This window comes from Nocardia sienata NBRC 100364 (assembly GCF_001613205.1).
Lineage (GTDB): Bacteria > Actinomycetota > Actinomycetes > Mycobacteriales > Mycobacteriaceae > Nocardia > Nocardia sienata.
Map to the genome: position 1 here is coordinate 1 of NZ_BDBX01000108.1, position 3,723 is coordinate 3,723.

A 3,723-nucleotide genomic window follows, 5' to 3' on the forward strand; every position below is an offset into this window, starting at 1 on the left:
CTCCGGCGCCGCCGTGGATGTCACGGCGCTGACCGGGTACGTCGCCGAGCGGCTGCCCGACTACATGGTGCCGGCGGCCGTCATGGTCATCGACCGGATCCCGCTGACCCCCGCCGGGAAGCTGGACCGCAAGGCGCTGCCCGAACCGGTGTTCCAGGCACGGACCGCTTTCCGCGGGCCGCGCACACCGGTCGAGCAGATCATCGCCGAGGTCTTCGCCGAGGTCTTGGGCGTGGACCGGGTGGGTGTGGACGATTCGTTCTTCGCTCTGGGCGGCGACAGCATCGTGTCCATCCAGTTGGTGTCGCGCGCCAAGTCCCGCGGCGTGGTCTTCAGCCCGCGGCACGTCTTCGAACAGCGAACAGTGGCCGGGCTGGCCGCTGTCGCCGAGGCCGCGGACGCCGACAATGTGACGCGTACGCTCGTCGAAATGCCGGGCGGTGGTGTCGGCACCATGCCGCTGACGCCGATCGTGCGGTTCATGGCCGAACGGCCCGGTTCCTTCGGGCGTTTCCACCAACTCATCACCCTGGACCTCCCGATCGGTATCGACCGGGAAACCATTGCCGCCGTGGTGGGCCCGGTGATCGACCGGCACGATATGTTGCGGTCGCGGCTGTACTCCGCCGACGGCGACTGGATCGTGGAAACCGGCGAGCCGGGCAGTGTCGACGTGGACGCGCTGATCGACCACACCGTGTTCGACGCCACCGTCACCGGTGCCGAACTGTCCGAGATCGCCACGGCCGCAACCGATGCCGCGCTGGACCGGCTCGACCCCGCGCGCGGTGCGGTGGTCCGCTTCGTCTGGCTGGAACCCGATACCGCCGAGCGGCCCGGCCACCTGGTGGTCATCGTGCACCACCTCGCGGTCGACGGCGTGTCGTGGCGTGTCCTGGTGCCCGACCTCGTGTTGTCCGCCGTTGCGCGCAGCGCCGGCCGGCTCCCCGAACTGCCCGCGCCGGTCACCTCCATGCGGACCTGGGCGCATGCGCTCGAGCAGAACGCCCACAGCGCCGAGCGGCTCGCGGAACTCGAGTACTGGCGGACCGTGGCCGGTACCGCCGATCCGCTGCTCACCGAGCGCCGGATGGATCCCACGGTGGATACCGCCGGAGTCGTCGCGGTTCACGCGGTGCAGGTATCGCCGGAGGTCACCCAGACCCTGCTCACCACCGTGCCGGCGCTGTTCCACGGCGGTGTGAACGACGGTCTACTCACCGCGCTCGTCCTGGCGACCGCCGCCTGGCGGACGCGGCGGGTGCCCGGGGTGGCGCCGGACGACCCGCTGCTGATCCGGCTCGAGGGTCACGGCCGTGAGGAAGAGATCGTGCCCGGGGCCGATCTGTCCCGCACGGTGGGCTGGTTCACCGCGCTCTTCCCGGTCCGGTTCGAGCCGGCCGGTATCGATATCGAGGCCGCCCTGGCCGGTGAACCGGAACTGGGCACCGCGCTCAAGCGCGTCAAGGAGCAATTGCTCGCGGTCCCGGACAAGGGCGTCGGTTACGGCCTGCTGCGGTACATGAACTCCGATACCGCCGCCGAGTTCCCGCGGGATATGCCGGGCCAGGTGAACTTCAACTATCTGGGCCGCGTCGGCGCCGGCGAGATCGGCGAAGAGATGCACGGCTTCGGCTGGCTCCCGGCGGCCGATCTGGCCGTGGACGTCGGTTACGACGCGGATATGCCGGCCATGGCGCTGCTGGACATCAACGCTGTCGTGGTCGGCGACACCCTGACCGCGCGCATCGGCTATCCGTCCACACTGCTGTCGCCGGACGAGGCCCGCGAATTCGGGGATCTGTGGGTGCGGGCGCTGGAAGCCGTGGCGCGCCATGCCGATTCCGCGGACGCGGGCGGCCATACGCCGTCGGACTTCCCGCTGGTCGAGGTATCGCAGCCGGCTATCGAGGGGATCGAGCAACGGTTCCCGGGCCAGGTCGCCGATATGTGGCCGCTGTCCTCGTTGCAGGCCGGCATGCTGTTCCACGCGCAGCTCGCCGCCACTTCGGTGGATGTGTATACCGCGCAGGCAGTGCTCACTCTCACCGGCCGGGTGGACGCCGAACGGCTCCGGGCTGCCGCACAGGCCCTGGTGGACCGCTACGAGAACCTGCGCACGGTGTTCGTCACCGACCGTGCGGGCAACTCGGTGCAGGTCGTCCTCGACGAGGTGCCGGTCGACTGGACCGAGCACGACCGCAGCGCTACCGGCACGGCCGCCGACCTCGTCGACGCCGACCGGCTGCGGCGCTTCGATCTCGCCGAACCACGGCTGATCAGGTTCACCCTGATCAAGACCGGAGCCGACACCTGGCAGTTCGTGGTGTCCAACCACCACATCGTGCTCGACGGCTGGTCCATGCCGCTGCTCATGCAGGATCTGCTCACGCTGTACGCGGTACGGGCCGACGGCACCGCACTGCCCGCGGCCCGCTCCTACCGGCACTTCCTGGACTGGGTCGGCCGGCAGGATCACCCGGCGTCGCTGGCGGTGTGGGCCGAAGCGCTGGCGGGGGTCGGCGAGCCGACCCTGCTCAGCCGGCCGGAAACCGGGGGCGGCGATTCCGCGCACGAGATCGAGGCCCTGTCCGGCGAATACACGTTCGAGCTGGACACCGCGGCGACGGCGCGGATCACCGCGCTGGCCGCCGAACTCGGTATCACCGCCAACACGGTGCTGCAGGTGGCGTGGGCGGTAGTGCTGGGCCGGATCACCGGTCGCGACGATGTGCTGTTCGGCGCCACCGTCTCCGGTCGCCCACCGCAGCTGTCCGGGGTGGAGACCATGGTCGGGTTGTTCATCAACACCGTCCCGGTGCGGGTGCGGTTCGATCAGGACGAAGCCGCGCGCGAACTGCTCACCCGGACCCAGGGCGAGCAGGCCGATCTGCTGGATCACCACTATGTGGGTCTGGCGGATATCCAGGGCGCGGCCGGACTGGCGACGTTGTTCGACACCCTGCTGGTGTTCGAGTCGTATCCGGTGGACGCCGAGGGTATCCAGGCGCAGGCCACCGATATCGACGGAATGGCGGTGACCGGATTGAGCGCGGTCGACGCCACCCACTATCCGCTGAGCCTGATCGCCTCGCTGGGCAGCACGCTGCGGATCCGGGCCGGCTATCAGCAGGACATGTTCGACGAAGCCGATGTGCGCCGGATCGCCGACCGGCTGGTGCGGGTGCTCGCCGCCCTCACCGACGCCCCCGACCGGCCGATCGGTGAAATCGAACTGCTGGACACCGGCGAACGCGACCGGGTGCTGCGCGTGTGGAACGACACCGCGCACACCGTCGATACCGCCGCGACGCTGGCCTCGATGTTCTACGCGCAGAGTGTCCGCACCCCGGACGCACCCGCCCTGACCTTCGGCACGGAGACCCTCTCCTACGCCGATTTCGCGGCACGGGTGAATCTGCTCGCGCGGTGGCTGATCGACCGTGGGGTGGGTCCGGAGTCGTATGTGGCCCTGGGTATGCGGCGTTCGATCGATCTGGTGGTCGGTATGTACGCGGTCACCGTGGCCGGTGGCGCCTATGTACCGCTGGACCCGGATCATCCGGCCGAGCGCACCGAGTACATCCTGGCCACCGCCGATCCGATCTGCGTGCTCACCTCCGGCGACGATCTGCCGATCGATACCGCTCAGGTGCGGATCGACCGGTTGGATCTGAGCGCGTACACGGATACGCCGCTGACCGATGCCGATCGTCGCGCGCG

1 protein-coding gene is annotated in these 3,723 nt (G+C 69.5%); it reads left to right on the forward strand.

The features are described from left to right. Nucleotides 1-3,723: condensation domain-containing protein (locus NS4_RS30935; RefSeq protein WP_157106348.1), on the forward strand; the 3,723-nt coding region annotated here is incomplete at both ends.